Source organism: Blautia glucerasea, assembly GCF_020537505.1.
GTDB lineage: Bacteria > Bacillota > Clostridia > Lachnospirales > Lachnospiraceae > Blautia_A.
Map to the genome: position 1 here is coordinate 1 of NZ_JAJBMO010000029.1, position 25,637 is coordinate 25,637.

Here is a 25,637-nt window from a genome sequence, read left to right on the forward strand (position 1 = left end):
ACATGTGTTGGTTTCCCGATACCTTTTGGCAACGGTAGATTAGAAAAGCCAGTAAATATGCGGGATAGCAGCTACGTCACCCCCCATTGTTGTCGTTACTGTTTCTTTCTTCCCTCTGCCAGTAACCAGCGATTTTGCAATGTATATTCACGTAGCCGCGCATTTCAGGAGCGGTTTTAGTGGAGGCGAGATCCGATGGTTACGAAGACTTAGGCGAGAGGGCTCTCCCGAGCGCCTTAGTCGTAGCAAGACAAATTTATCAAAGTAAAATTCCTACAGTTATAAAATTTAGAAATTATAATACGGCTCTTCATCCCGGGTGCGGAACTCATGCTTCTCATAATATCCGATCAGCATTCCATCCTCGTCACGAAGTGCAACCATATACACATCCTTCGCCTGCTTTTCATTATAAAAGGTGTGGATCTGGTTGTGATCCTTATCTTCCTGAAACCATGCGATCACTTTCTCGATCATTTCCTTAGACTTTGGATTGTGGCAGTTCATTAGACACCTTCCTACCAGAGCCTCACCGCCCCATTTATGATAATTCTCCACAGCCCTGGGATTCATATAAAGGATCTCATGTTCCAGATTACAGATGACTACAGCCGCAGTATCCTGATCAATGATGCTTTTAAAATATGGTGTCAGATTCATTTTGAAATTCTCCTTTCTCTAATCCCCTGTATTTATGGCCCTTTGCCACTGCCATCCCCTTAATTATTTCTTAGTATCTCAGTGGAATACATATTTGTCAAGTCTTTCAAAAGCTTCCTTCACCCGTGACAGCGGTAACGCCAGATTCATGCGGATCCCATACTCCCCATGGAACGGTCTTCCGTCCTGCCAGGTTAAAGGTCTTAGATGGTGCGTACATGGCAATAGTCCGGTTTCTGGCATCCTCAGAAATCATCTGTGTGGGAATATGCTTATACCCCTCCAGAATCAGGTCCGACCAGATCTCATCTGAAATCACATACACATCATGCTTTTTGAAAAGCTCCATGGCTTTTTCCAGCTCCCACTTCTCCCAGACGCGTCCTGTAGGGTTATGTGGAGAGCACATAATGCAGGCATGGATATGATTCTCCACGATTTTCTTTTCCATATCCTCAAAATCCATGCGCCAGACTTTCCCCCATCCTTTTTCAGCTGACTGTGTACAATGTGGTAACCATTATTGGTAAGGGCACCTGTGAACCCAATATAAGTAGGGGAATGTAAAAGCACGCTGTCCCCTTTGGAGCAAAGCACATTTAGAGCACTGACCACGCCACCAAGCACGCCGTTCTCATACCCGATGCACGCTTTGGTAAGCCCGGTTACACCATTTCTGGTCTCCTGCCATTTGATATCTTCAAATGGGGGGATCCACCGCAATGGCATCCATTCCCCTGCGGTTTAAGATACTGGTAAAATCGTATTTCATGTTCTATCCCTCCTGCTCCAGATAATGGATCTGGTTTCTGTTTACTTCAATAATTCCCTCTTTTCGCATTTTCCCAAGCTCATTGGACAGCGCACTTCTGTCCACCCCAAGATAATCTGCAAGTTCCTGCCGGTTAAAGGGAATGATAAACCGACTGCTGCCCTGCTGCACCATCTCCTGGGAAAAATAGGAAAGCAGCCTTCCCCGGATAGATTTTGGTGCCGTATGAAGACTTCTTCTGGAAAGCTCCAGGTTCTTCTTCGCCATCACCATCAGCATATTACGGATCAGCTTCTCATGGCAGGAACAGGTATCCGGGCAGGTGTGAAAAATCTTCCCCGCCTCCAGGAAAAGGATCTGGCACTCTTCTGCAGCCGTTACCCCTATGAGCAATTTTTCCCCGGGGATGCAGGCATAGGTCTCACCAAAGACCTGTCCTGGTACAATCCTGTTCAAAATGCTCTTATTTCCCATCATATCAATATTCTCAATATGAACGCTGCCAGTAAGTACAAGTCCCATTGCCTTCACCTGGTCACCTACCTGCCAGATAGTGCTGCCCTTCTCATAACTTTGAGGCACAGCATTTAAACAGGAAAGCATATGCTTTGTTTCTTCTGCACTGGTTCCCTGAAAGAGAAATGTTCTGGAAAGAAATTCATAGTTCATTTTTTCTCCTCTTTGTTGTTATAACAACATACTTGTTGGTTGAATTGTATTATAGTATGGGTGCAAAGTCAAGGACGGAAACGCACTTCACTCAATTTCCGTAAGCATTACGTTACTGTTCACTCCGCTCACAGCAACACACTTCGCAACATATTTTCTGCGACCAGTAACCACTCCTGACTTTCATATGTGAAACCCCAAATTCATTATTACTTTTCACGATTTATTTATATCCTATCAACTAATATATCAAAATACAGGAGGTTACCATTTATGGAACAAAATATGTTTTGCTTTCAGTGTGAACAGACTGCCGGCTGTACCGGCTGTACAGGCACCAAAGGGGTCTGTGGAAAAACCGCTGACACTGCCAGACTTCAGGATGAGCTTACCGGCGCACTGATCGGGCTTGCTCACGCAGCGGACGAAAACGCACCTCTTTCGGAAAACACATGGAAGCTGATGATAGAAGGTCTTTTTGCTACCCTTACCAATGTAAGCTTTGACGATAATGCTCTTGCAGAGATCACAGAGCGCATCCATCAGGAAAAAGCCCGTCTTCGCCCAGGCTGCGGCGGATGCGCTTCCCCTTGTGGACATAACGACGACTATGATATGAAGCTTCTCTGGAATGCCCAGGAAGATATCCGTTCCCTGAAATCCCTGATTCTTTTTGGAATCCGCGGAATGGCCGCTTATGCCTACCATGCAATGACTCTTGGCTATACTGATACCGAAGTAAATGAATTTTTTGCAAAAGCCCTTTTCGCACTGGGTGAGAATTGGGATATGGATCTGCTTCTTCCTATTGTAATGGAAGTGGGAAAATACAATCTCTCCTGCATGGAGCTTCTGGACCGTGCCAACACCACCACTTACGGCACACCAGTTCCTGTGACAGTACCTCTGACTGTGGAAAAAGGTCCCTTTATCGTCATTACCGGCCATGACCTTCACGACCTGAAGCTGCTTCTGGAACAGACTGAAGGAAAAGGCATCAACATTTACACCCACGGAGAAATGCTCCCCTGCCATGCTTACCCGGAGCTGAAAAAATACAGCCACTTAAAAGGAAACTTTGGCACTGCATGGCAGAACCAGCAAAAAGAATTTGCGGATCTTCCAGCACCTATTCTTTTTACTACCAACTGCCTGATGCCGCCAAAGCCAAGCTATATGGACCGGGTATTCACCACTGGAACCGTCACTTTCCCTGGAACGGTTCACGTTGATGGAGAAAAGGATTTCACTCCTGTGATCCAGCGTGCTCTGGAACTTGGAGGCTACAAAGAAGATCAGCATTTTACAGGAATTAACGGTGGAACTTCTGTGACAACTGGATTCTCCCATGGAACCATCCTTGGTGTGGCTGACCAGGTGATCGACGCAGTAAAATCCGGTGCGATCCGCCACTTCTTCCTGGTGGCAGGCTGCGACGGTGCAAGAAGCGGACGTAACTATTACACTGATTTCGTAAAGCAGACTCCTTCCGATTCTGTGATCCTTACACTTGCCTGTGGAAAATACAGATTTAATGATTTGGACCTTGGGACCATCGGCGGACTTCCAAGACTGATGGATATGGGACAATGCAACGACGCTTACGGTGCCATCAAAGTTGCCGTAGCTCTGGCAGAAGCATTTGGCTGTGGTGTAAATGAGCTTCCTCTTTCCATGGTTCTGTCCTGGTATGAGCAGAAAGCCGTTTCCATTCTGCTCACACTGCTTCACCTTGGAATCAAGAACATTCGCCTTGGCCCCACACTGCCAGCATTTTTGTCTCAGAATGTGCTGAATTATCTGGTGGAGAACTTTGGAATTGCCGCAATCACCACGCCGGAGGAAGATTTGAAAACATTACTGGGATAAGGAGGAAAATCTCATGATTCGAAAAATCATTCACATAGATGAAGAAAAATGTAATGGCTGCGGGCTCTGTGCCCGGGCCTGCCACGAAAGTGCAATCGGAATTATAGATGGAAAGGCAAAGCTGCTCCGTGAAGATTACTGTGATGGTCTGGGAGACTGCCTCCCGGCCTGTCCTACAAACGCCATCTCTTTTGTAGAAAGAGAAGCCGCAGCCTATGACGAAGCTGCCGTTCTGGAAAACAAGAAAAAGCTGGAAGCACAGTCCGCAGACACCAATACAGCTGCGCCTGTTCACAATGGCTGCCCTGGCAGTATGGCCAGACGCATTCAGAGGAATGATAATTTACCGTCTTTTTCTTCTTTTTTAGCGAAACGTCATAACAATAATGACAAAAATGCAGGATTAGCAGATCAGACCGCCAATACGGATACCAATACTGGCGCAGCTTCATCCATACCAGAATCCCAACTTCAGCAGTGGCCGGTGCAGATAAAGCTCGTCCCTATCAACGCACCATATTTTGACGGAGCAGACCTGCTCATTGCAGCAGACTGTACAGCCTACGCCTATGCAAACTTCCACCAGGATTTTATCAAAGGTAAGATCACCCTTATCGGATGCCCGAAGCTTGACTCTGTGGATTACAGTGAAAAGCTTACCGAGATCATCCGCCAGAACAATATTAAAAGCGTCACCATCGTGCGCATGGAAGTCCCCTGCTGCGGCGGAATCCAGAATGCAGCCATAAATGCCATGAAAGCCAGCGGCAAATTTCTCCCCTGGCAAGTCTACACCATCTCCACAGATGGACGGATCCTCGCCTGACACCCCTTTAAAATACTCCACAAAAAAATAAATTTTGCCCAACAAAAAATCCAGGTTGTATCACGCAGCCCGGATTTTTTGTTCATACTGTATAGAATTTTCTTTTCACTTTTAAATAAGAGGCCGTTTCTTTTTACAGTTCCAGTATCATTTTTAACACATTCAGTACACTATCCGGACCTGGTTTCTCCAGTACATATCTGGCAGCCTGCTTAGCCTCTTCCCTGGCGGTGGTAACCGCGTAGCTCTTTCCTGCCTCCAGCAGCATGCTCACATCATTGCAGTTATCACCAAAAGCCACCACTTCTTCCCGCCTGGTAATTCCCAGCCGCTCCATCAGTTTCTCCAGGGCATTTCCCTTTCCGGAATGCACATCTACGAAATCCACCCAGTAATCCCCGGAAGCCATGATCTGGATCTTGTCCCCGAAGCGCTTCTTTGCTTCTTCGGCACCCACAGCGGCATCTATTTTCTCATTATACATGGCAACCTTTGTCATTGTCTCCGGCGCATTCAGCACATCATCCACCTCATTTACATGAAGCTTATATCCTTCCCGAAGCTTTTTCACAAACGCCTGGTCTGCACGCTCCACATATGCCTGGGCACTGCCAGCAGTCATAAAGGAAGCACCCTCCTGGGCTCTCACGTACTCTACGACCTCCTTCAGCACATCTGCCGGAATCGCCATCTTCTCAATGATTTCCCCCTGATAGGAAATGATTCCACCATTTCCGGCAATAAAATAAATATCATCCTTCACAGGAGCAAACACTCTTTCAATACTGTCATATTCTCTGCCGCTGACTGCTGCAAACACAATTCCTTTAGCCTTCAGCTTCCGGATGATCTCATAAATCTCCGGATTAATATCCATGGTTCCTTCCTTCAGAAGTGTTCCATCCAGATCTGACGCGATCAGTTTTATCATAACTCTTACCTCACATACAAAAGGTCCACACAACTTCCGCCCTCTGATCAGCAGAAATCCTGTGGACTATTATACTATGAAATTTAAACTTTATCTAGTACATTGTTTGCGAAATAACTATACCACTCACTTGTCTGCACACTCGAATCCACATCCTACGCGATTGGTATAATTATTTACGAAACGATGTACTAGTAGGAAAAAATCCCCCTACTTCTGCTCTTTCTGTACTTCAATAATATTCGCGCAATCCTCATATCCAACCGGAATCTTATCCGTTATGACAGTGAATCGGTAAAAATCCGCAAAGGTTACAGAACTGATATTATCAAACTTTGAACTATCGCAAAGTACATAGCACTCCCTGCACTGTTCCATGGCAGCAGCCTTCACCGCCGCTTCATTGGCATCCGGAGTGGTACAGCCACTCTTCCTGGTAAGCCCATTGGTCCCGAAAAAGCCCTTGGTAAAATGATATCCCCGCAGGGTATTCATAGCCTGATTACCGATCACTGCTTCTGTAGCGCTCTTTAACTCACCGCCCACCAGAAAGACCTTAAAGCCTCTTCCAGCCAACGTCTGGGCATGAACCACGGCGTTGGTAACAAACACGGCCCTTGTAAGCTTCAGAAATTTCAGCATATCTCCAGTGGTAGTACCTGCATCAATATATACAAAGTCTTCATCCTGAATAAGACCAGCTGCATATCTAGCGATCCGATCCTTCTCTTCCAGCTTCAGTCCCATTTTCTCGGCCACGGAATACTCATATGCAGTTACCCGTTCCTTCAATTCCACGGCACCGCCAAAAACTTTCTCCAGCTTGCCTTCCCGATCCAGTGCTGTAATATCTCTTCGCACAGTTGACTCTGATGTATCCAAAAGATCCTTCACTTCTGTGACAGTAATACTGCCCTTTTCTCTCAGAAGCTTCAAAATGATCTCATGTCTCTGTTGTGTTAGCATTCTTTTCCCGCCTTATAATCTGTTACATTCGTTTCCAGAATGATCTTACGCAGTGGCAGAATACTTCCTGGTGAAACAGAAAGCTCGTCCACGCCCATTGCAAGAAACTCTTTTGTAAGTGACTGGTCAGCACCAAGTTCTCCACAGATTCCTGTCCAGATTCCCGCTTTATGTGCATTCTCTACAACCATGGAGATCATGCGCAATACTGCCGGATGATGGGGATCAAAGAACAGATCAAGCTGTGGATTCTGACGGTCAATTGCCATGGTGTACTGGCTGAGATCGTTGGTTCCAATACTAAAGAAATCTACTTCCTTGGCAAGATCATCACTGATGATTGCCGCTGCAGGAGTCTCGATCATAATTCCCTGCTCCGGCTCTCCGAACTCCACGCCCTGACTGGTAAGCTCTGCCTTCACTTCTTCTACAATTTCCTTGATCCTTCGCACTTCCTGTACACTAGTAATCATGGGATACATAATGGCAATCCTGCCAAATGCACTGGCGCGGAATAACGCGCGAAGCTGTGTCTTAAAGATCTCCGGTCTGGTCAGACAGATACGGATGGCCCTGCAGCCCAGTGCCGGGTTCTCCTCATGCTCCATGTGGAAGTAATCACACTGCTTGTCTGCACCGATATCAAGAGTACGAATGATCACTCGTTTGCCAGCCATCGTCTGTGCTACCTGTCTGTAAATCTGGAACTGCTCTTCCTCTGTTGGGAAATCCTCCTTCTCCAGGTAAATAAACTCACTTCTGAAAAGCCCGATTCCACCGGCATCATTCTGAATAACAGTTGCCAGATCCTTGATGTTGCCAATATTAGCGTACAGCATTACCTTCTGTCCGTCAAGTGTAACGTTTTCTTTTCCTTTAAGAGTCAAAAGGAGCTGTTTTCTGGAAAGGTCTTCCTCCTGGCGTTTCTTCATTTCCGCCAGAGTGGCTTCATCTGGATCTACATAGAATATACCATTTGCTCCATCTACAATCCCAAGCCTGCCATCCATCTCACCCTCAAGAGACATGGAAGTATTTACCAGTGCCGGAATTGCCATGGTTCTGGCAAGAATAGCAGTATGGGAATTTAAAGAGCCCTTTACTGTCACAAAGGAAAGGACCTTATCCTTGTCCAGCTGTACTGTCTCAGATGGCGCCAGATCTTCGGCTACAATGATCTTCGGTTCATCTGCATCTACAGAACTTGTATCTTCTCCATTTAAAATAGTAAGAAGCCGCTCAGAAATATCACGTACGTCTGCGGCACGCTCTCTCATGTAATCGTCATCCATAGCAGAAAACATCTGCGCATAATTGTCGCCTGTGGTCGCTACTGCATACTCTGCATTTACACCCTGGCTGCGGATAATATTCTCCACAGATTCGTTATAGCCGTCATCCTCCATCATCATCTGATGAACCTCAAAGATGGCTGCATTTGCTTCTCCCACTTCCCGAAGGGCCTTATCGTATAAGCCCTGAAGCTGCTTGATTCCCTCTGCCTTTGCTTTCTCATAGCGTGCCATCTCCTGATCTGGATCTTCTATCTTCACACGCTTAACCTGCTGCTCTTTTTTCTGATATACACTGATCTTACCGATGGCGATCCCGCCGAAAACACTTTTTCCGTTATATATCTGCATTTTTTCTCTCCCATTTATATAAAAAAAGAATCCTGTCTTGCAGGATTCTACGCCTGCGGCGGGTCGCTTCGAGCGACATCTACCTTTCCGCCGCAGGTATGTCCCCTTCCTGTCTTACAGAGTCTCCTGCATGAATTTGCTTACTGCTTCGTATGCAGCATCTTCATCTGCACCTTCAAATGTAAGAGTAACCTCGTCGCCTTTCTTTACTGCAAGTCCCATAACTCCGAAAATTGCCTTGCAATTCATAGCCTTGCCGCCCTTTGCAATCTTGATGTCAGAGGAGAAAGCCTTTACTGCCTTTACAAGCTCTCCTGCCGGACGTGCGTGGATTCCTTCTGGATCTGTTACTACATACTTAAATTCTTTCATGATAAATTCCTCCGTTTTTCTTTTTCTCTTTTGTCTCTGCCGATTTTCTTATTATTTAATTTCTTATTTGTTAATTTCTTTATATCTGATTTTATTTATACTGTCAATCACTCAGGCTTTTTGCTTCTTCAAAACTCCCAGAAGAACTGCGGAAACCACTGTTCCAACAACCAGAGCGATCATATACTGCACTGCATTTCCCATAACCGGAACTACAAAGATTCCGCCGTGAGGTGCCATCAGAGTACATCCAAATGCCATAGACATGGCGCCTGCAAGTCCGGAACCAATGATACATGCCGGAAGCACGTGGATCGGGTCAGATGCTGCGAAAGGAATGGCTCCCTCTGTAATAAATGCAAGTCCCATAATAAAGTTGGTCGGACCAGATTCTCTTTCTTCCTTTGTAAATCTGTCTTTGAAAAGAAGTGTGGCAAGTGCAATCGCACATGGTGGAACCATACCGCCAACCATAACAGCTGCCATAATGTCATAATTACCAGCTGCGATTGCAGCTGTTCCAAAAACATAAGCGGCTTTATTGAATGGGCCTCCCATGTCGATTGCCATCATTCCTCCAAGGATCAGGCCAAGAACAATCTTACTGGAGCTTCCCATGGAGGTAAGTCCGTTATTCAAGGCTGTATTGATACCACCCATGATTGGTTCTACAACAAACATCATCAGAAGTCCCATAACCAGAATACCCACAACCGGATAAATAAGAACCGGTGCGACCTTCTCAAGAGCCTCAGGAAGCTTCTCACAAACCTTGCGAAGTCCCAAAATAATATAACCAGCTGCAAAACCTGCTACCAGGGCACCCAGGAAACCAGATGTTCCACTATGTGCCATCATGCCTCCTACAAAGCCAAGTGCAAGTGCCGGTCTGTCACCGATGGCCATAGCGATAAATCCAGCCAGAACCGGGAGCATAAAGCCAAATGCCACATCACCGATCTGCTTAAACATGGCAGCGGCCGGCGTGATGCTTCCGAAATTCGCACGCTCAGTCACATCCAGGGCATTCATATCTACCATAAGTCCATCAATCAGGAACGCAATGGCAATGAGAATACCTCCGCCAACTACGAATGGAAGCATATGGGAAACACCGTTCATCAGCTGGGTATAAATCTTATGCCCTGCACCGCCGCTGGATTTATTCTGACTGTGGGCTGCTGCAGAAGCATTTCCACTGTGGTATACTGGTACATCACCGGACATGGCAAGCTGGATCAGCTCATCTGCCTTATTGATTCCATCTGAAACCTGGCGCTGGATCACTTTCTTACCATCAAAACGGTCCATGGGAACCTGTGCATCAGCTGCAACGATGATGCAGTCCGCATCCTGGATTTCCTGATCGGTAAGCACATTCTTGGCACCACCAGAACCTCTTGTCTCAATTTTCACAAAGCAGTTCTTTGCTTTGGCAGCTTTCTCAATTCCCTCTGCTGCCATATAAGTATGGGCAATTCCAGTAGGACAGGAGGTAACAGCCAGGATCCTGAACTGATCCGCCTCAGCCTCACCCATATCAGCCAGACGTTCATCTACACTCTTCTTCTCTTCATCTGCCTGGTCGATGATCGCCAGAAATTCTTCTGGTGTCTTCGCAGCACGAAGGCTCCTGGTAAACTCCTCATCCATCAGCATCATGGAAAGCTTGCTCAGCACATCCAGATGTACGTTATCCTCTGTATTCGGCGCTGCGATCAGAAACAGCAAGGTAACTGGCTCCCCATCCAGGGAATCAAAATCAACACCGCCAGGAATTACCATAGCTGCAAGTCCTGGTTTCTTTACTGCATCACATTTCCCATGTGGAATGGCAATTCCTTCCCCAATTCCAGTGGTGCTCTCTTCCTCTCTGGCATAAACCTGCTTGCGGTATGCTTCTTCATCACTGATCCTGCCGCTCTTCGTCATAAGGGCAACCGCTGCATCCAGAGTCTGGGATTTATCTGCGGGAGCAGCATTTAATGAAATACTTCTTACATCCAGTAAATCTGTGATCCTCATTTCTTCCTTTCCTCCTGATCCTTTCCTGTGATCTGCTGATAGACAGATTCAATCTCTTCTCTCGTAGCAAGATTCTCAGAAAATGCACTGGCACTTCCTGCTGCGATTCCCATGTGGAATGCATATTCGTAATCCTGCATCTCCATATATCCGGCCATAAATCCGGCTACCATGGAATCTCCTGCCCCGACACCATTGATCAGCTTGCCCTTCGGGGCCGGCTCCTGGTAAACTTCTCCATTCTCTGCAATCAGGACTGCGCCCTCTCCTGCCATGGAAATCAGTACATTCACAGCTCCCATTTCCTGAAGCTTCCTGCCGTATGGAATTACGGACTGGCGGTCCTTCAGCTCCACGCCGAAGATCTCACCAAGCTCATGGTTATTCGGCTTGATCAGAAATGGATGATAGGGAAGAACCTTCATCAGAAGATCTCTGGTAGCATCCACTGCGATTCTTACTCCTCTGCCATCCAGCATCGACATGATCTTCTGGTAGGCATCATCTTGCATGGAAGATGGAATGCTTCCGGAAAGGAAAAGCACATCTCCCTCTCCTAATTCTCCCAGCTGCTTCATCAGCATGTCAACCTTGTCTGTCCCGATCTTCGGTCCCTGTCCATTGATCTCTGTTCCGTCTATACTCTTCAGCTTCAAATTGATTCTGGAAAAACCTTCCCCTACCTGGATGAAACCATTCTTCACACCCATATTCTCAAGACGTCTGATAATCTCATCTCCGGTAAATCCGGCTATAAATCCAAGGGCGGTACTCTCAATTCCAAGGTTCATAAGAACTGTAGATACGTTAATCCCCTTGCCTCCCGGCAGAAGCATCTCCGAACTGGTACGATTGGTAAGACCAAGCTGGAAGTCCTCTACCGACACAATGTAATCCAGTGAAGGATTAAAAGTTACAGTGTAAATCATGTCTGCCTCCTGCTTACTTTTGCTTGTTTTTGATTTGTTTGGCTTATTATATCGTCATACTTAATCAAAGTCAATCAATCTTTTTCACAAGATTGACAGATTGAATTTATAACAATTGCACAAATATGAATTATTTTGACCGAGTTTGACTTTCGTGTATTTTTTAGCACCGCCGTTTTCTATAGTAATGTCCACAAACTGCAAAAAAATGCAGATACCAGACTGCTACGTGTTTCGAACATCATTCACGCAATCTGATATCTGCAATTTCTGCCAGTCCCATAAATCCAGCCTGTACTAGTCCGTCCGAAGCGCTGTCACCGGATCGCTCTTAGCCGCTTTTCTAGACGGAATCAGACCGCCAAGCAAGGTCAGCACCACGCTCAGCCCGATCAGAACCACCGCAGCCACCGGCGGAAGCGCCGCTTTTACATTCACACCGTCAGCCAGTGACCGGATAATATGGTTCGCCGGAATCAGAAGCAATAAAGTAATTCCAATTCCCATAGCTCCCGCGCAAAATCCGATGATAAACGTCTCCGCATTGAACACCTGTGACACATTATGCCTGGAAGCACCAATCGCTCTTAAGATACCAATCTCTTTTTTCCGCTCCAGAACACTGATATAAGTAATAACACCGATCATAATGGAAGAAACCACAAGAGAAATGGCCACAAAAGCCACCAGCACATAACTGATAATATTTACAATATCCGTGACAGACGACATCAGGGTACCCACCAGGTCGGTGTAGGTGATCACCTTCTCATCCTCCCCTGCCGCCTCCATATCTGCATTATACTGATCCAGAATATTCACGATCTCTGATTTACACTCAAAATCCTTTGGATAAATATTGATCCCGCCAGGAACATTCAGATCTGCATAACCAAGCTTCTTCAGATTTCCGTCATAAGAAGCATTTTCATAAGACATCAGGGACATCATAAGCTCTGAAAGGTCATCTTCGTTCATATTCATCTGAATGGCCTTTGCAAAAGCCTCCGGATCAATGGACAATGCATCTTCCATACTGCTCATATCCCCCATGCTTCCAAGGCTTCCCATGGCCTGGCTCATGGCAGATGCAATGCTGGAGGACACACTTGCCATTACAGACTCCATGGCTCCCTGCATGCTGGAGCTGATATTTCCCATCATCTGCTCCATGGCAGTCTGAATGCCCTTGGTCAGCTGTTTTTCCACCTGTCCCATCACATCTGTGAACTTGGCTTCAATCCCCTTTGTCAGCGCATCTGTAAAGGAAGTCATCATGGTCTTCATATAGGTTTCCATGGCCTGTGAAAACTGCTTCTGCACTTCACTTGTATCTACCATAGTCATAAAACCATTCATAAGACGGCTCTGTGCATCCTCTGTCTGCATATATTCCAGGAAATAATCTGCCAGATTGGCTGGATCCGGAAGGTTGTTCTTTTTGGCATATTCCGGATAAGCCTCTACTACATCCTGTAAAAACAGATCCTGTATCTGCTTTGCGGTAATCGTCACTGTCAAACTATTTTTAATAAGAGTCTCCGCTTCCTGTCTGATCTGCTGCTGGATCTCGCTCTGGCTTAAAAAGGCAAGAATGCTTGCTACATCTGTTTGTGTAATGTTATTCTCTTTGGCATACTCCTGATACTGGTTTACCAGCTTCGCCGCCACAGCAATCACTTTTTCCGAAGATACATCCACTTTCACATTATCTTTTACTAGCTCCTGCAAATCCTTGCACAAACGGTCATTCATTTCTTTGGAAGTCAGATACTGCTGCAGCGCAGCCTGCATTTTATTTGGATCTGACTCTGGTTTATCCTTAATGCTCTCCTGATATCCTGCCAGGACATCCTTTAACAACGCACTGATTTTCTCCTCTGTGAAATCAAATTTCACAGATTGCAGGGCCTGGCTCATATCCGGAACCTGATCTGCGGGAAGGCTTTTCAGGATCTCATCCGGATCGATCACATCAGAAAGATCCAGATTCAGATCATCCATCTTGATCAGCCCGGAAAGATCTGGCATGGTACTTGCATCCAGATTGATATTTCCTGCCATTCCTGAAAGATCCGGCATATCCACGTTCATTCCCGAAGACAGCCCGGAAAGACTGGAAAGATCCATATTAAAACCGCTTAAATCCACCTGGAAGGCTTCCTGCAGGGCATCTGCATTAATGGAAAACAAGGATTCCATGTCAAGCCTGCTGTCTTCATTATCCTCTTTTCCAAACTCTTCCCCTGTGAAAACATTGGTCTTCTCATCTGCCAGCTGCTGTTTCACAATTTCACTGGAAGCAGCCTTCTCGATCACATGTCTGGTCAACTCCGGGGTATAGCAGATTCCAGCAGTCAGCATGGAGGCCGTCGCGCCCTCTGCTGGCTGGACAATTCCCACAATGGTAAGGTCTTCTCCGTTTTTTACCAGTTTTTTCATATAAGAGCTGTTGTCAGATTTGTCCTTCCATACCTTATATTCTTTATCGTATTCGTAATAATCCGTACTGCTTACCAGTTTAAACTTCGTCCCCAGAATCTCATCATACTCATAAGGGCCAACATCCTCCAGCGTCTCCACAGCTTCTTCTGCCATAAACGCCTGCACCATTTCATCCAGTTCCTTACTGTCCCGAAGGCCCAGGGTATACTGGAGAAAATCACTGATATCACCATTCGAAGTAAGCACCAGCACACATTCCTTATAATTTTCCGGCCATCTGCCGGCCTTTACCTCGTACTGGTTTTTATAGAGATTTTCATTCTCCGGCATTTCATAAAAAACATCCGTACTCATGGTGGAGGACATAATGCTGTTGGAAGAGCCGGAGCCAAGTCCCATGGCAGAAAAAGATTTGTCTGGATTTACCTGGCGGATATTTTTCCCGTCTTCCCGGAAAATCTGCGGAGAAACCGAATAGGTGTATTCCACCGAATTGGCATACTGGGAAACACCGCTTTCTTCGCTATCCAGATAGGTTTTCAGGGACTCCAGATCATTGGAATTCATTTTGGAAAACATATTGGTCACCATCTGGGCTACCCCTACTTCTCCATCCTTCTTTTCGCTTTGCGCAGCGGCCGCTCCCACCATCATGGAGGTAAGATCCATTCCGGTACTCTGGATCTGCAGCGGATATTCCGAAAGTGTCTCCTCTTCCATATCTGTAATGTATTTATCCACTCCATTTGAGATAGAGAGGATCAGCGCAATTCCAATAATACCGATAGAACCTGCAAAAGAGGTCAGAAGAGTTCTGGCCTTCTTGGTCTTTAGGTTCTGAAAGCTCAGGGAAAGAGCGGTAAAAAAGGACATGGAGGATTTTCCCATATTCTTATGGACCGGAGGTGCCATTTTTTCACTGTGGATTTCAAAAGGATCTGTGTCGGAAAGGATCCGTCCATCTTTTACAGTCACAATTCTGGTCGCATAAAGCTGGGCAAGCTCCGGGTTATGGGTGACCATTACTACCAGCCGTTCCTTTGCAACCTCTTTCAGAAGATCCATAACCTGGACACTTGTATCTGAATCAAGGGCTCCTGTCGGTTCATCCGCCAGTAAGATTTCCGGATCATTTACCAGGGCTCTGGCAATTGCCACACGCTGCATCTGACCGCCGGACATCTGGCTGGGCTTTTTGTGAATCTGGGCGCCAAGGCCCACCTTTTCCAAAGCCTCCTCTGCCCGGCGTCTTCGCTCACTTTTGGGAACGCCTGAGATGGTAAGGGCGAGTTCCACGTTGGCAAGCACCGTCTGATGGGGAATCAGGTTATAGCTCTGGAAAACAAAACCAATGGTATGGTTTCGGTAGGAATCCCAGTCCCTATCCTTATATTTTTTTGTGGAAATCCCGTTGATGATCAGGTCACCGCTGTCATACCGGTCAAGACCGCCAATAATATTAAGAAGGGTGGTCTTTCCGGAACCACTTGGGCCAAGGATTGCCACAAATTCGTTGTCCCGAAGGGCAAGACTCACCCCATCCAGCGCCCGCTGCACCAGGTTTCCGGTTCTGTATTCTTTGTATATGTCTTTGATCTGAAGCACTGATTACTTCCTTTCTGGTCACGTCTGATACTGTCATTTTGCAAAGTCTGTGAGGGGTTCCCGCACTAAACGGATATGTCGCCTACCTGCAACATCACCATATATGAAAGTCAGCTGTTCCGTGCCTATGGCACTCCCACAGCTGGCAGAATCCCCATTATCACAGAATGTCCCTATTATATCCTTAAATTGTGAACATATTGTGTCTTTAATACCTTTAAAATGAAACCCTTCTCTTGAAATCCAACCATTTCTATCGTATAATAAGGAAATACATTACCGCTTTAGAGAGATGATGTATACGGACCATATTTTCTGCGCAGTCCGGTACAACAAAAGTAAGAAAGGATGAAAGAGATGAAGGTTTTACTTTTAAACGGCAGCCCGCGTAAAGAAGGCTGTACCTTCACAGCACTGAGTGAAGTTGCAAAAGCACTGAATAACAATGGAATTGATACTGAGATTTTCCAGGCAGGAAATCCGGATACAGATAACGTAAAGGCCGCGGCGGCGAAATTAAAAGAGGCAGACGCTCTTGTAGTAGGTTCCCCGGTATATTGGGCATCCCCATCCGGCCAGATCATTGAATTTATGGATAAGCTCTGCTCCATGGCTGGAAAAGACATGCTCCACAAGCCAGCTGCTGCAGTTGCATCTGCAAGAAGAGCCGGAACTACCGCTACTTTGGACGTACTTCTGAAATATTTCAGCTATCATGAGATGCCAATCGTATCTGCCAACTACTGGAATATGGTCCATGGCAATACCCCAGCAGAGGTTGCACAGGACGGTGAGGGACTGCAGATCATGCGCACCCTTGGAAATAACATGGCATGGCTTCTGAAATCTCTGGAGGCGGGAAAAGCCGCAGGCGTAGACATTCCTCAGGCGGAGGATAAGATCAAGACAAACTTTATCCGCTAATAACAGCCTGGCAGCGATTCCTTTCCCATTACATGGATTTTTCACTGCTGCCAGGCTCCTTTAAAGAATACATGCAGTGTGCGGATTGCTTCTGCACTGCATGTATCAACTACAAAACTTCCAGAGAGGTATTTTATGCTGCAAATAATCGAAACCATTAACACAGCTGTAAATAATTTTATCTGGGGTGTTCCTGCAATGGTCTGTATTTTCGGAGTTGGTCTTTATCTTAGTATCCGCACCAATTTCCTTCAGATCCGCAAATTCCCCTATGCCATCAAGACAACCCTTGGACGTATTTTCCGCAAGCGCGATGCTTCTGACGGTGCTATCACTCCTTTCCAGGCAGTGTGTACGGCACTGGCTGCCACAGTGGGTACCGGTAATATCGCCGGTGTTGCAGGCGCCATCGCCATCGGCGGTCCCGGAGCCATTTTCTGGATGTGGGTTTCTGCTCTTTTTGGCATGTGCACCAAATTTGCCGAGGTCACCCTGGCGGTCCACTACCGTGAGATTAACGCAAACGGCGAGCTGGTAGGCGGTCCTATGTACTATATTAAGAACGGTCTTGGAAAGAAATGGAACTGGCTGGCTTATCTGTTCGCTGCATTTGGTGTCCTCACCGTATTTGGAACCGGTAATGCCACACAGGTTAATACCATTACCACTGCTGTCAATTCTGCACTGCTGAATTATAACATGATCAGTGAAAGCTCCGTTTCCACTTCCAACCTGATCATTGGCATTATCATTGCCATTCTCATTGCCATGATCCTTCTTGGCGGAGTCAAACGTATCGGACAGGTTACAGAGAAGCTGGTTCCATTTATGGCACTGCTTTACATCCTTCTTGGACTTGGGGTGATCCTTCTGAACATCCAGCACGTACCATCTGTGTTTGCTTCTATTTTCCGCGGTGCATTCCAGCCAGCAGCGGTAACCGGAGGAATCATCGGAAGCATGTTCACCAGTATGAAAAAGGGTGTTTCCCGTGGTATTTTCTCCAATGAGGCCGGCCTTGGTACCGGATCCATTGCCCACGCATGTGCAGATACCAAGAAGCCTGTAAAACAGGGTATGTTCGGTATTTTCGAAGTATTTACAGACACCATCGTGATCTGTACCCTGACTGCACTTGTTATCCTTTGCAGCGGTGTTACGGTCAATTACGGCGAAGCTGCAGGTGCAGAACTGACCATCCTTGGATTTACTTCTACATACGGAAACTGGGTATCCATCTTTACTGCTGTTGCTATGTGCTGCTTTGCTTTTTCCACAGCTCTTGGATGGGGACTTTACGGAGCCCGCTGCATCGAGTTCCTGTTTTCCGAAAAAGTGATCAAGCCTTTTATGGTTGTATATTCCCTGGTTGCTATTGTTGGTGCAACTGCAAACCTGGGGCTGATGTGGAATATTGCAGACACCTTTAATGGCCTGATGGCGATCCCCAACCTGATCGCCCTGTTCTTGCTCTCCGGTACAGTTGTAAAACTGACGAAAGAGTATTTCGCAGGAGAAGGGAGAGGGAAATAAATGGTAAAGGGCAGGCTCTTCGGAGCCTGTTTTTTATGTGATAGGAAATCACATTGGAATCTCCTGCTATACAAAAAGGACATCCCATGAATACATTTTCACTCATGGGATGTCCCTTTTTTCATTCATTCTCTAATAAAATTTTCCGAATAATTCATTTTCATCATAAAATGAAACTTCCGGCAGATCTTTTATTTTTCTGAAGATCAATCCTTGGACTCTTCCTCAGCAGCTGCATCTGCGGTTGTATCAGCAGCCTCAGCATCTTCGCTTTCCTCTTCCTCGCCGATCTCAACTGCATTCTTCTCTTCCTCAGTCTGCTCCTGTACATCCGTAACGCTTACCTTATGGTCATACCATTTTCCCTTTTTGCCAATGATAGCCAGGTCAAATTCCTCATCCAGTTTTTCCACTGGGACATTAAATCCATAAACTTCCTCTGTCATACCATCACTGTAAGTTACCTTATCAATGGTAGGCTGGATCAGCTTAGCGCCGTCCTTCTGTGCATCCTCTGCGGTTCCAAGGAAAAGATTTTCAATATTCTTGGAAACAAGAGTGATATGAACGGTCATTTTGCCATCCTTTACAGTGAGGGCAGCTCTTCCGTTGCAAGCCTCATTTACATGGAACATACCACTGTCTGTGTCAAACTCTACGCCGTATACGCCGTCCTCAAGCTCACTATCCGTAGCTGCTGCATCATCTGCTGGCTCCTCTGCTGTGGCTTCTGTACTCTCTGCAAATGCCGGGAATACAGTTGCTGCTGTCATAGTGGAAATACTTACTGCTGTTAATAAAATGACTAATGAACGTTTCATAATAACTCTCCTTGCTTTTCTTTTTTTATTTTATTACTCAAACAGCTGCCCCACAGTGGAGCAGCTGCCTGTATGCTATAAAATTTAAACTTCTGATTACTCAGCGATAGAATCAATAGCTGCCTGAGTATGAGCTACATAAAGCTGCTCTACAGCATCAATTCTTCCAAGACCTTCAATCTGGCAATCGATCTCATCAAAATCTCCAGAAGCCTCAAACATGCTCTTCCAGGAATCGTCATCATCACCAGCCATATCGTTGTTTGCGTGGTCACCAGCAACAACCATAAGTGGACGAAGGATTACTTTCTTGAATCCAGCATCTTTAACTTTGTCAATTACTACGTCACAAGCGGTATCCTCTGGCTCACCCTCTACAGTACCGATGAATGCGTTTGTGAATCCAAGGTTCTCCATCTGTGTCTGCATCTGGTCATATGTAATGTTTGCTGTATGGGAAGTACCATGTCCCATGAATACGAATGCTGTTCCATCTTCTGCAGCAGCTTCCATGGTGTCATATCCAGCCTCTTTTACAGCCTCATCTGTAATTGCCTGTGCAACAGCAGCTTTGTCGTCGTTGATAACAGTAGCGTCATCTCCAACCTCACCAAGCATTGGCTCAGCGATTGCTACAGACTCAAATTTATCTTTGTACGCATCAATAGCTTCTACCATCTCATCATACTCAGCACCATGCATAAGGTGTGTAGGCTGAACAACCAGATTCTTAACACCGTTCTCTACAGCACGATCAAGAGCCTGCTGCATGTTGTCAATGTGCTCATCGTCCCTTGCCTGTACATGATTGATGATGATCTGAGCGGTAAATGCTCTTCTTACAGACCAATCCGGGAATGCTTCTGCAAGAGCATCCTCAATTCCTTTGATATCCTCAGCACGGCTGTCATTAAAGGATGTACCAAAGCTTACAACCAGAAGCTCGTTGTCACCGATCTCATCCTGGTTACGTGGATCATCCTTGGAAGCATCACCTGTGTCACGTCCGAAATACTCTGGGCTTGCTTCTTCTCCCTCTACCAGCTCTTTCTGAGCATCTGTAAGGGCATCCCATGCTTCTTTTGCTTCTTTGCACTGTGCGTCTGTATCATCTGTTCTCTCCTGAACATAGATTGCGTCAATAAGTGCTGCTACTTTATCAGCGGCTTCCTGATCTGCATCTGCTGTGTCATCTGCTGCTTCTGCATCATCTGCTGCTTCTGCATCGTCTGCTGTCTCCTCTGTAGCTTCCTCTGTCTCTGCAAATGCAACAGATCCAGTTGCTACTGTCATGCTTGCTGCCATAGAAGCTGCAAGAAGGATTGCTAATAAAGATTTTCTTTTCATTTCTTTTTCCTCTTTTTTCTTGTATTTCCGGATAGAATCACGTATAAAGAATCCCGCGGCAATCGCCAAGGTCTCATGCAAGCATAGTCTCTGGCTCGTACCGCGTAAAAAACAGCCGCATTTTCTGCGACTGTAACCATCCCCATATACACACGTTTCTTCCAAAAAACATTTAGAAAATATTCATGTATCGTTATGAGAATACAGGTTCTGTGTACCGCAGACCTAAGATTCCACGCCAAGGCAGTTCTCCTGACTTCGGTCAACACCGCTTCCCCTTCCCGGTTTCCCAGTGGGCTCTGAAGCAGCTCCCTTACACAGTGACGGCATCGTTCCGGATTCTCACCGGATTCTCTTTTATGCACCATGTTCATGATGCAACCCTTGCGTTATAACCATTATACATATTCGACTCGGATGATTAGAAATTACCATATTTTCATGTATTTTTTATGAACAAAATATGTATTTTTTGTAAATCAACCTGGATTTATACATTTTCTTTTAAATATTCTCAGCCATATTTTTCGCTCCGTCACAGTCCACTCTTCTATACAGATTTCCAGCAGATTTTCTAACATGTAAGCAGGACGAATTCGTGGCTGCTGTCCAGGACTTTCATAGTAAAAAATGGTCCACAGACTATGCCATGGACCATTTTAAAGCAATTCAGATATTATCGTGTTTAATCATTTTTACTTATTTTACTTTGATCTTGATCGTTGCCTTCTTATTGGTTCCGTCAAGAGATCGGACTGTGATTGTTACAGTACCTTTCTTTTTCCCCTTCACAACACCCTTGGAAGATACAGTTGCTACCTTGGTATTGCTGGATCTCCATACCACGCTCTTGTTTGCCTTACTGGATGCTGTAACGTTTGCTTTCAGCTTCAGGGTCTTTCCTTTTTTGACTGTTTTCTTTCCGGAAATGGTGATTTTCTTCACATAGCCCTTCATGCAGGTAAGCTTAATGGAACCGTATACCTTGCTGCCGTCTTTTGCTGTTGCTGTAATTACAACAGCCTTTCCACCAGCATTTTTCTTCATAGTTACAACGCCTTTTGCATTGACAGTTGCTACCTTGGTATTGCTGGATTTCCAGGTTACTGCGCTGTTGTCTGCATTAGAAGGAGCTGTTTTCACCTGAAGCTGTACTTTCTTGCCTGCTGCTACCTTTACGGAATTTTTCGCACTTACAGTTACCTTGGCAACAAGGATTGGAAGTGCCGGTGTGGTTTTCTGGGCTGCCAGGATCTCACCGCATACGGAGCATTTCTTTCCTTCTGTAAGTCCGGTATGTCCCTGTGTTGCTGCCACAGCCGGGATCACAACCTCTTTATGTCCGCTTGCCTTTACAAGCTTGCGGGCTTTCAGGATGATACCGCATACAGAGCATTTCTTACCTTCACTCCAGCCATCCTTGGTACAGGTAGCTTTCACAGCCGGAAGAACTACTTCTTTATGTCCAAGTGCCGGACCTTCCACCTGAGCTTTCAGGATCTCGCCGCATACAGAGCATTTAAGGCCCTCTGTAAGACTGGTTCTTGTACAGGTTGCAGTTCTTGCCGGAAGGGTTTCAAAAGTATGAACTGTGATCTGGCACTCTGCTGTAAACTCTCCAACCTGTGCTGTGATCACTGCTTTTCCTTCTCCTACTGCTTTTACTGTACCATCTGTTACAGTCGCAACCTTTTCATCACTGGAAGTCCATGTGATCTTTTTACCTGTGCTGTAATCAGCAGCTGCAGTAGCTGTGATCGCTTTCTCAGAACCTACATTCAGCATTTCCTCAGTTGTATCAAGGGTAATACCTTTCGTCACTTTATCAGTAGTAAATGTAAGAGCTTTTGAAAGCCATCTTGTACCTGTACCACTATTTGCAACAAATTTTACCTTTGTATTTAATGCCGGAATTGGCATTGTAAAACGATAAGAAGTACTTCCGTCAGCCTCTTCTACTGCAATACCCTGGATCAGTTTTGGATCTTCTGTGTCACTCTTCACTGCCTTTTTCGCTTCGGAAGCAGTTCCCAGATACAGCCTCTTGTAAACTGGCTGAGTTCCTGTAAAGCTTGCCTTCAGTACGCCATCTTCTGTGAAAATCACAACGTCCTTTGCCTCAAAACCGGCATTGCTCTCTCCTGGTTCTGCTGCTGCAGCATATTTTCCATCTTTCAGAACCAGTTTGCTGACTGCCTCCTCAATCTTAGCCGCTGCTTCATCTCTCTTTGCAAAATCTGTCTCATCAGGATTTGCTGCTGCAATAGCATCTTTCACAGCCTGTACAGACGCCTCATCATAAAGGGAATAATCTGCCGGAGCTTTCTTAAGTGCTGCAATCAGCGCATCCTTCTTAAAGTAAACAGAATAGGAAGCACCGTCATTTTCTTTTGTAACCTTTGTGGTATAAACAAAATATCCGGCTGGCTCTTTTGTTTTTCCATCAATTACATAGCAGCCATCTCTGACTACTTTCAGTGTATATTCTTTTGTTGCATCTATGCCTGTAAATGAAAAAGTAGTAGTATTCTGACTTGTTTCCTTCAAAACATTTCCTTCAGAATCAGTTAAAGTAACTTCTACACCAGTCATCCTGGAAGGAGTTGCCCCGTTTTCATCAAGAAGATAGGTTTTTACTCCAATGGAGAAGCCTTTCTTTACCGTTACTGTACACTGCGCACTGAAATTTCCAGCTTTTGCAGTAATCACAGCTGTTCCTTCGCCCACAGTAGTTACAGTACCATTCTGATCTACTTTTGCAACATTTTCCTTGTCACTGGACCATACAGCCTTATCTGTGGAACCCTTTGGCTCTACAGTTGCTGTGAGGGTAAAGCTCTCTCCTGCATAAGCAGATTTCTCAGAAGCATCCAGTGTAATACCAGTTGCAGGTACCGGAACTGGATCAACCACAACCGTTTTTCCTGTTTTGCTTACTGTGAAAACTCGTTCATACCATTTTTCATTTTTTGCAGAATGGAATGCTAAAGTTGTTGCTTTATCAAGGTAATCTACGGCTGTACTTCCGCCCATGGCATTTGCTTTTACCACAACATCTGCTTTACGGCTGGTGATCGCAATTGTACTTTCTGCTGCAGCTGCCTCTGCTGCGGTTCCTACATACAGTTGGTCGAAGCTGTCACTTCCCATTGTCAGCTGTAAAATTTCCTGATAATTATTGGAAATTGGACCACCAATGGTATGTAATGCTGCAGCAGCTACATTAAACATTTTCACATTATTGGTTACAGTCAGATCAATTGTATGATCAAAATCACCTGTTACCAGAGTCTTTGCGTCATAATCGATCACAGCCTGTCTCGGATAGAAAGCTCTCTCCAGTGTATTTAAGCCCTGCTCGTATTTGGTAAGATAGCTGTTTGAAATTGCTACCAGTGCAAGCTTTGTCTCACCTTCACTTACCGGAATGGTAAACTGCCATTTGCCATCTACCAAAGCTCCTGCACACCAGTTGGCTCTGTTGTCGCCGTTTGCAACTGCTTCCTCATATGTACCCTTATACAGATAGTGATAACCAGATCCACTTAAAGTTACAATAAGGCTGGTTCCGTTTTCATCTTTATGAAGAACGGCCTTTTGTGCTTTAAACATTGCAGCATTATTGGTAATTGCCAGCTCTGTCTCTGTAGGCTCTACTGCTTTTTTGACCAGGGCAGCAACTGCTGCTTCGATTTTAGAAGCCATTGCATCAACCTCAGCCTGTCTGGACTTTCCATAGTCGCGCTGAACTGCTGCAACTGCATCTGTGACTGCTTTTGCAGTTTCCTCAGTATAGATGGAAAGGTCTGACGGAACCTTCGCAAGCGCAGCATCTACAGCTGTGTAATCTGCTTTCTCCTCAGGTTTCGGAGTAAACTTGCTGGTATCCTGTGTAATCTTCAGAGTGTAATTAACATCATGAGCCTCAGTCATAGCCACGGTTGTTGCCGCAATCACCATATCCTGGTTCAGTACTACCGGGATTTTAAACAAAGAACCATCCTCTGTTGAAAGTACTGGATATACTTCCCCATTCAATTTAATCTGTGTGTATTTTTTACTGGAAAACAGAATATTTCCATAAACAACACCATTTTCGATCACAATAGATGGGCAGGTAATGGTAACTTTTCCAGTTCCGCCTGAAAAAGAAAAGTCATCTGGCACATAGGTTCCGTCTGCAAATTCCGTCTTTTCTCCAAGACCGGTTTCTACTGCTTCTGTTCCAACAGCTTCACCAGCCGCTTCTTCTGTTACCTCACTTGCAAATCCGTCTTCTGAACTGAAAAAATCATCTACTGCAGCATCACTGGAAGCTTCAGGGGCTGCTTCACTTTCCACAGCTGCAAAATCATCAGCAGACTCCTGGGTATCAGTGCTTTCCCAATCGCTTTCAAAACCAGCAATCTCATCGGCGGATGCCCAGTCTTCTGCGCTTACGGAAAAAGCAGTAACCGGGGAGCCAACTGCCATCGTAGCAGCAAGAAACAGAGCTAAAATTTTTGTTCTTCTTTGTTTCATTTTCTTCCTCCTTCATAAAAAAAGCCCTCTTATACAAGAGGGTACAGGTAAACGTTAATGCATCTGGCAATTGCCATCTGTATTAAGGATCTAATGTATGCTGCAACGCCCCTGAGATACAGCCTACATTATAAGACACATTCAAAAAGACCCGACTTTACGGTGGCAAGGACGCCGCTGCGGAGATAAACCGCATTCCATTTAAATGTGCTTTTTTATCATTTCTTATGATACTATAAAAAATCCAAAGAATCAATTACTTTTCCCAAATATCCCCCAATTTATAAACATTAAAAAATTATAAAATTGGGGTTGACAAATACCTTCATGGGGTATATATTGTTTTCATCAAGCGATACCCCTAAGGGGTATATTAAGAAAGGAGACTGCCTATGACAGCTGAACATAAATCTGAAAACTGCTGCACTAAGCCAGCAGCTGATACGGAGAATATTTCCAGCCAGGAACCCACCAAGAAGGTCTGTTCCTGCTGCTATACCAAACACACCGACCGTTCCGAGGCAGAACGCAAGAAGCTTGTGAACCGCCTGAAGCGTATTGAAGGCCAGATAAGGGGCATTATAGGAATGCTGGAGAATGACGCTTACTGCAACGACATTCTGATCCAGTCCGCCGCTGTAAATGCCGCTGTAAATGCCTTTAATAAGGAATTGCTCGCCAACCATATCCGGACCTGCGTTGCAAGAGATATCCGCGAGGGAAAGGACGAAACAATTGATGAGCTGGTTACAACATTGCAGAAATTAATGAAATAAGAT

Annotated in this window: 17 protein-coding genes, 1 pseudogene and 1 riboswitch; of the genes and pseudogenes, 5 read left to right on the plus strand and 13 right to left on the minus strand. The window is 45.5% G+C overall.

Annotation, left to right across the window (positions count from 1 at the left end; genetic code table 11):
* Positions 1-288: 288 nt before the first annotated feature.
* From LIQ05_RS16730 to LIQ05_RS16740, 3 genes and pseudogenes are all read right to left on the minus strand, one after another.
* Positions 289-660 carry a PAS domain-containing protein gene (locus LIQ05_RS16730; RefSeq protein WP_226822502.1) on the minus strand — a complete coding sequence of 124 codons (372 nt, stop codon included), beginning with the start codon at positions 658-660 and terminating at the stop codon, positions 289-291.
* A gap of 184 nt (positions 661-844) precedes the next feature.
* Positions 845-1,393, minus strand: a pseudogene (locus LIQ05_RS20420) (aminotransferase class I/II-fold pyridoxal phosphate-dependent enzyme); the annotation flags it as partial.
* Positions 1,394-1,435: 42 nt separating this feature from the next.
* Positions 1,436-2,101 carry a Crp/Fnr family transcriptional regulator gene (locus LIQ05_RS16740; protein WP_226822504.1) on the minus strand — a complete coding sequence of 222 codons (666 nt, stop codon included), beginning with the start codon at positions 2,099-2,101 and terminating at the stop codon, positions 1,436-1,438.
* Between the two features lie 273 nt (positions 2,102-2,374).
* On the opposite strand from LIQ05_RS16740, the gene hcp reads away from it, so the two are divergent.
* Both hcp and LIQ05_RS16750 read left to right on the plus strand, forming a co-directional pair.
* Complete coding sequence (hcp, locus tag LIQ05_RS16745) at positions 2,375-3,970, plus strand: hydroxylamine reductase (RefSeq protein WP_226822506.1); 1,596 nt, start codon at positions 2,375-2,377, stop codon at positions 3,968-3,970.
* Between the two features lie 13 nt (positions 3,971-3,983).
* Positions 3,984-4,796 (plus strand): ATP-binding protein, encoded by an 813-nt coding sequence (locus tag LIQ05_RS16750; protein ID WP_226822507.1) that lies wholly within the window; start codon positions 3,984-3,986, stop codon positions 4,794-4,796.
* 133 nt (positions 4,797-4,929) lie between these two features.
* Here the strand turns inward: LIQ05_RS16750 and LIQ05_RS16755 are convergent, their stop codons facing one another.
* The 7 genes from LIQ05_RS16755 to LIQ05_RS16785 all read right to left on the minus strand — a co-directional run bounded on the left by LIQ05_RS16755 (position 4,930) and on the right by LIQ05_RS16785 (position 15,712).
* Positions 4,930-5,727, minus strand: coding sequence for an HAD family hydrolase (locus LIQ05_RS16755; RefSeq protein WP_226822509.1), 798 nt, complete (start codon positions 5,725-5,727; stop codon positions 4,930-4,932).
* Between the two features lie 210 nt (positions 5,728-5,937).
* On the minus strand, positions 5,938-6,693 hold the full coding sequence (locus LIQ05_RS16760; protein WP_226822511.1) for a DeoR/GlpR family DNA-binding transcription regulator: 756 nt from the start codon (positions 6,691-6,693) through the stop codon (positions 5,938-5,940).
* On the minus strand, positions 6,687-8,336 hold the full coding sequence (ptsP, locus tag LIQ05_RS16765) for a phosphoenolpyruvate--protein phosphotransferase (RefSeq protein WP_226822513.1): 1,650 nt from the start codon (positions 8,334-8,336) through the stop codon (positions 6,687-6,689). The genes LIQ05_RS16760 and ptsP overlap by 7 nt, the downstream gene beginning before the upstream one ends.
* A gap of 114 nt (positions 8,337-8,450) precedes the next feature.
* Positions 8,451-8,708 carry an HPr family phosphocarrier protein gene (locus LIQ05_RS16770; RefSeq protein ID WP_226822515.1) on the minus strand — a complete coding sequence of 86 codons (258 nt, stop codon included), beginning with the start codon at positions 8,706-8,708 and terminating at the stop codon, positions 8,451-8,453.
* A 111-nt stretch (positions 8,709-8,819) separates the two neighbouring features.
* The gene (locus LIQ05_RS16775) at positions 8,820-10,733 is read right to left on the minus strand and encodes a PTS fructose transporter subunit IIABC (protein ID WP_226822517.1); all 1,914 of its coding nucleotides are present in this window, start codon (positions 10,731-10,733) and stop codon (positions 8,820-8,822) included.
* Positions 10,730-11,662 (minus strand): 1-phosphofructokinase, encoded by a 933-nt coding sequence (gene pfkB / locus LIQ05_RS16780; protein ID WP_226822519.1) that lies wholly within the window; start codon positions 11,660-11,662, stop codon positions 10,730-10,732. Before pfkB ends, LIQ05_RS16775 begins: the two co-directional genes overlap by 4 nt.
* 297 nt (positions 11,663-11,959) lie before the next feature.
* Positions 11,960-15,712 carry an ATP-binding cassette domain-containing protein gene (locus LIQ05_RS16785; RefSeq protein WP_226822520.1) on the minus strand — a complete coding sequence of 1,251 codons (3,753 nt, stop codon included), beginning with the start codon at positions 15,710-15,712 and terminating at the stop codon, positions 11,960-11,962.
* A 357-nt stretch (positions 15,713-16,069) separates the two neighbouring features.
* Between LIQ05_RS16785 and LIQ05_RS16790 the strand changes: the two genes are divergently transcribed.
* Together LIQ05_RS16790 and LIQ05_RS16795 are read left to right on the plus strand one after the other, a co-directional pair.
* Entirely contained in the window at positions 16,070-16,636 is a 567-nt protein-coding gene (locus LIQ05_RS16790) for a flavodoxin family protein (protein ID WP_226822522.1), read from the plus strand.
* Positions 16,637-16,771: 135 nt separating this feature from the next.
* Positions 16,772-18,169: an alanine/glycine:cation symporter family protein gene (locus LIQ05_RS16795; RefSeq protein WP_226822524.1), complete on the plus strand. Its 1,398-nt coding sequence runs from the start codon at positions 16,772-16,774 to the stop codon at positions 18,167-18,169.
* Positions 18,170-18,375: 206 nt separating this feature from the next.
* Here the strand turns inward: LIQ05_RS16795 and LIQ05_RS16800 are convergent, their stop codons facing one another.
* The 3 genes from LIQ05_RS16800 to LIQ05_RS16810 form a co-directional block, all read right to left on the minus strand.
* Positions 18,376-18,990: a hypothetical protein gene (locus LIQ05_RS16800; protein WP_226822526.1), complete on the minus strand. Its 615-nt coding sequence runs from the start codon at positions 18,988-18,990 to the stop codon at positions 18,376-18,378.
* A 96-nt stretch (positions 18,991-19,086) separates the two neighbouring features.
* Positions 19,087-20,337: a sirohydrochlorin cobaltochelatase gene (locus LIQ05_RS16805; protein ID WP_226822528.1), complete on the minus strand. Its 1,251-nt coding sequence runs from the start codon at positions 20,335-20,337 to the stop codon at positions 19,087-19,089.
* A gap of 224 nt (positions 20,338-20,561) precedes the next feature.
* Positions 20,562-20,738: riboswitch (cobalamin riboswitch) on the minus strand.
* A gap of 298 nt (positions 20,739-21,036) precedes the next feature.
* On the minus strand, positions 21,037-24,858 hold the full coding sequence (locus LIQ05_RS16810; RefSeq protein ID WP_226822530.1) for an Ig-like domain-containing protein: 3,822 nt from the start codon (positions 24,856-24,858) through the stop codon (positions 21,037-21,039).
* A 392-nt stretch (positions 24,859-25,250) separates the two neighbouring features.
* Between LIQ05_RS16810 and LIQ05_RS16815 the strand changes: the two genes are divergently transcribed.
* The gene (locus LIQ05_RS16815) at positions 25,251-25,634 is read left to right on the plus strand and encodes a metal-sensing transcriptional repressor (RefSeq protein ID WP_226822533.1); all 384 of its coding nucleotides are present in this window, start codon (positions 25,251-25,253) and stop codon (positions 25,632-25,634) included.
* Positions 25,635-25,637: the final 3 nt, after the last annotated feature.

Coding starts and splice junctions, on each gene's coding strand:
- LIQ05_RS16795 (WP_226822524.1), top strand. CDS start 16,772: ATGCTGCAAATAATCGAAACCATTAACACAGCTGTAAATAATTTTATC.
- LIQ05_RS16805 (WP_226822528.1), bottom strand. CDS start 20,337: ATGAAAAGAAAATCTTTATTAGCAATCCTTCTTGCAGCTTCTATGGCA.
- LIQ05_RS16810 (WP_226822530.1), bottom strand. CDS start 24,858: ATGAAACAAAGAAGAACAAAAATTTTAGCTCTGTTTCTTGCTGCTACG.
- LIQ05_RS16800 (WP_226822526.1), bottom strand. CDS start 18,990: ATGAAACGTTCATTAGTCATTTTATTAACAGCAGTAAGTATTTCCACT.
- LIQ05_RS16790 (WP_226822522.1), top strand. CDS start 16,070: ATGAAGGTTTTACTTTTAAACGGCAGCCCGCGTAAAGAAGGCTGTACC.
- LIQ05_RS16730 (WP_226822502.1), bottom strand. CDS start 660: ATGAATCTGACACCATATTTTAAAAGCATCATTGATCAGGATACTGCG.
- LIQ05_RS16750 (WP_226822507.1), top strand. CDS start 3,984: ATGATTCGAAAAATCATTCACATAGATGAAGAAAAATGTAATGGCTGC.
- hcp (WP_226822506.1), top strand. CDS start 2,375: ATGGAACAAAATATGTTTTGCTTTCAGTGTGAACAGACTGCCGGCTGT.
- LIQ05_RS16815 (WP_226822533.1), top strand. CDS start 25,251: ATGACAGCTGAACATAAATCTGAAAACTGCTGCACTAAGCCAGCAGCT.
- ptsP (WP_226822513.1), bottom strand. CDS start 8,336: ATGCAGATATATAACGGAAAAAGTGTTTTCGGCGGGATCGCCATCGGT.
- LIQ05_RS16740 (WP_226822504.1), bottom strand. CDS start 2,101: ATGAACTATGAATTTCTTTCCAGAACATTTCTCTTTCAGGGAACCAGT.
- LIQ05_RS16770 (WP_226822515.1), bottom strand. CDS start 8,708: ATGAAAGAATTTAAGTATGTAGTAACAGATCCAGAAGGAATCCACGCA.
- LIQ05_RS16755 (WP_226822509.1), bottom strand. CDS start 5,727: ATGATAAAACTGATCGCGTCAGATCTGGATGGAACACTTCTGAAGGAA.
- pfkB (WP_226822519.1), bottom strand. CDS start 11,662: ATGATTTACACTGTAACTTTTAATCCTTCACTGGATTACATTGTGTCG.
- LIQ05_RS16775 (WP_226822517.1), bottom strand. CDS start 10,733: ATGAGGATCACAGATTTACTGGATGTAAGAAGTATTTCATTAAATGCT.
- LIQ05_RS16760 (WP_226822511.1), bottom strand. CDS start 6,693: ATGCTAACACAACAGAGACATGAGATCATTTTGAAGCTTCTGAGAGAA.